Consider the following 3,098-nt stretch of genomic DNA (forward strand, 5'->3'; position numbering starts at 1 on the left):
AATCAGCCCTTTTTTATGGTCTAATTTTTACTATTTAGTTAACTACCTCAAATGATCAGCATCTACTTCAATCACAGGGGCTGGCATATCGAGCTGACGTTTGAATCGGCGTAATTGTTCAAGCTCGTCTAACAGCTCCAGTATCAAACCAATAGCAGGGACGCTGGCTTCAAAGTCGCGGCTAAGACGTGAGGCACGGCGCACGGTTGTCAGCTGATAACCAGTAAATTGCTCACGCTCTGGCACATCATACTCAATGATGTTTTCTTCAATCAATTCGATCACCCATTGGCGCTCTTGGCCACAGGCAGATACTAGCTCATCTAAGCTCATGATAATGTCGGTCAATTCAGGCGAGTGTTTCATAGCTGTTATCCTCGTTTGCGCTTTATTTCATCGTTATCGTATGGTTTTATCTCTATCACAGTGGTTAATCAAGCACAGCCATTAACGGTTAATGCTGGTCTCAGAAAAAGCTTGTTTGAGCTGCTCGTAGGCCTGTGTTGCAGCCTCCGTACTGATGTCAGGGTTCACGATGTTTAACGTTAAATACAAATCGCCCGCTTGTTTGGCCGGGATACCCTTACCTTTTAGGCGTAAGTTATTACCAGATTTGCTGTTTTTAGGAATCGTCACCGCCAAAGTTCCTGCTGGCGTAGTCACGTTAATTTTGTCACCTAATGCCGCCTCCCATGGCGCGATATTAACGGTTTGATAGACGTCCGCTCCTTCGATACGAATGTTATCTGCATGACGAATTTTCACCTTTAAGAATAAATCGCCATTTTTGCCACCACCATTCCCAGCAGCCCCTTGTCCTGCTAGACGGATTTGTTTACCGTCAGTGATGCCTTTAGGAATTTTAATTTTAAGCGTTTTATTATCGTACGCCACGCTACCATTAGGCTGGCGGACCGGAACATTCAACTTAATACTATAATCATCACCACTATATACCGAGGCTAAATCAACCGTAATCTCTGCATGCTGATCTTGCCCTTTGCTATCTTGCGGGCCAAAGCCCCCACCAAACTGATCAAAGCCGCCACGCTGCGACTGTCCACCTGCCGAGCCGCGCGCACCGCGACCGAATGCTGAAAAAATATCGTCGAAGCGAAAACCGCCCTCGCCAAACGCTTCGCCATCACCGAACTGATCTTTGACATCTTCCCAACGAAAACCGCCCTGACTACCGCCTGCAGCTTGACCACCAAAACCGCCCCCTTGTCCAGCAAAGGGGTTGTCTAGCATGGCGTCATATTCAGCCCGTTTTTCTTTATCTCTGATGGTTTCATAAGCGTTATTAATCTCCGCAATCTTGTTATCAGCGTCTGGATCATCACTGACATCAGGGTGATATTGACGGACAAGCTTACGGTATCTTTTTTTGATATCAGCGTCTGAGGCGTCTTTTTTGACCCCTAAAATGTCATAATAATTTTTCTCTGCCATGTTATTTTTCCTTATCGTATTTATTATTAACGGTTTACTTAATACATAGTATAGGGATGATGAGGCAATGTTTCATTTTTTGTTGCTGACTGTTGGTGTCTATAGTCGCGTTAATTTTTAGGTGGCACAAATAACCAAATGTCGATACGTAACGGATAATCTCAGCGAGACGGTGTCACTTGTGGGAGATTCCCTGTATCGATAAGAGTTCACCAATCATGGTGCCAAGCCTTACTGACTGCTGGGTTTACAGCCTCGCTTAAAGCAGTATTATAGGCGTGTGTCAGTATGATTTTGGCATCATTGCTCTTTGATAACTGTTGCCGTAGTGTCAATTTAGTAAGTGCATTTGCGGTACGGCCTTCGCGCTGAGCTACCACACAAGACAGCTCAGCACTTTGTGTGTCACGCTTAGCCCGAAGGTCAATCTCGACCCGTTATCTGCATGTCGGTTTTGATTGTGAATCACTACATTTACCATACCATAGCCAAGTAGCTACTGGCCAAAGGTTGCTCCTACCCTTGTACTCACTTAGAAATAAGGACTGTGTTGGTGACCGGTAAACAAATCGGTGCGCGCCCCTATTTTTAATGGCCAAGACAGCGGCTTATCTGCTAATGATTAAGTTAGGTTGTCCATTTACTACCTATCCCAACAGACAAAATCTGTCCGTATCCATTTATGATTATCAAGATCATTACCCCAAAGCGATGTCGACAGCATTAAATATTTCTGGTGCTAAGATCATGTTTAATTTTATAAAAACTACAATATGGTAATAATGTAGAAATATTTTTTACATTAGCTTGGCTGTTATTGCATTTTACTTCTACTAATAGTGTTCAGTGACCATGAGCCGCTTGAGCGGTTGTGTCTCATAGCTTTAGCCTAATTGGATCCCAAGCATTATTTATACTTTTCTACTATGTTGCTGAGAGTACAAGAGACATCACTGATGATTATGTTACACAAATGCTGGTTGACTCTACCATTTAGAGACACCTTTTTATTAGCAGACACTAGGTGTAGCAACGCCTACCGGACATTTTGTCACACCTGCTCACTGGCTGATTTTTTTGGGGCGTTTTTTTGAGGTATGAAAAGGGCAATATTTGAACTTGGGCGTTCTTTTACAGAGCCGTAAGGATAGGACAATTTATGTGCTTTAAAATGAATATAACGTCGATACTCGTAGGGAGTATGGATGATATAGGCAAGAGTAGCTGTCTATCTTATAAATTGCTTAAAGGTATTAAATGTCTTATTTAATCAAGTCTTTGGTTATCACGTTATCACTATTGCTGAGCACCACCGTTTTTGCTGGTAACACCAGTTATTATGGGAGTAAGTTTCATGGAAAACGTACCGCTAGTGGAAGTATCTTTAACATGAACTCTTTAACGGCCGCGCACCGTACGTTGCCGTTTGGAACGAAGGTACAAGTGACCAATCAAAAGACAAAGCAGAGCGTAGTTGTAAAAATTACAGACAGAGGACCTTTTATTCGAGGCCGTATTCTGGATTTATCAAAAGCCGCTGCTGGTCAAATAAACTGTCAACTGTGTACCACGACAATGGAAATATTATCTTATGGTGATGGTAAATACCGTAAGGAATAACGTAATAAAAAAGGGAGGGCTAATGC

Annotated in this window: 3 protein-coding genes; 1 reads left to right on the forward strand and 2 read right to left on the reverse strand. The window is 42.8% G+C overall.

The features are described 5' to 3' along the window. Positions 1-42: 42 nt before the first annotated feature. Both DVY93_RS12315 and DVY93_RS12320 read right to left on the reverse strand, forming a co-directional pair. The gene (locus DVY93_RS12315) at positions 43-366 is read right to left on the reverse strand and encodes a chaperone modulator CbpM (RefSeq protein WP_193005677.1); all 324 of its coding nucleotides are present in this window, start codon (positions 364-366) and stop codon (positions 43-45) included. Between the two features lie 81 nt (positions 367-447). Continuing rightward, positions 448-1,452: a DnaJ C-terminal domain-containing protein gene (locus DVY93_RS12320; protein ID WP_230711044.1), complete on the reverse strand. Its 1,005-nt coding sequence runs from the start codon at positions 1,450-1,452 to the stop codon at positions 448-450. A gap of 1,257 nt (positions 1,453-2,709) precedes the next feature. Between DVY93_RS12320 and DVY93_RS12325 the strand changes: the two genes are divergently transcribed. Continuing rightward, on the forward strand, positions 2,710-3,072 hold the full coding sequence (locus DVY93_RS12325; protein ID WP_193005680.1) for a septal ring lytic transglycosylase RlpA family protein: 363 nt from the start codon (positions 2,710-2,712) through the stop codon (positions 3,070-3,072). Positions 3,073-3,098 lie beyond the last annotated feature (26 nt).

It is taken from the genome of Psychrobacter sp. CCUG 69069 (assembly GCF_021023115.1).
Taxonomy (GTDB): Bacteria; Pseudomonadota; Gammaproteobacteria; order Pseudomonadales; family Moraxellaceae; genus Psychrobacter; species Psychrobacter namhaensis.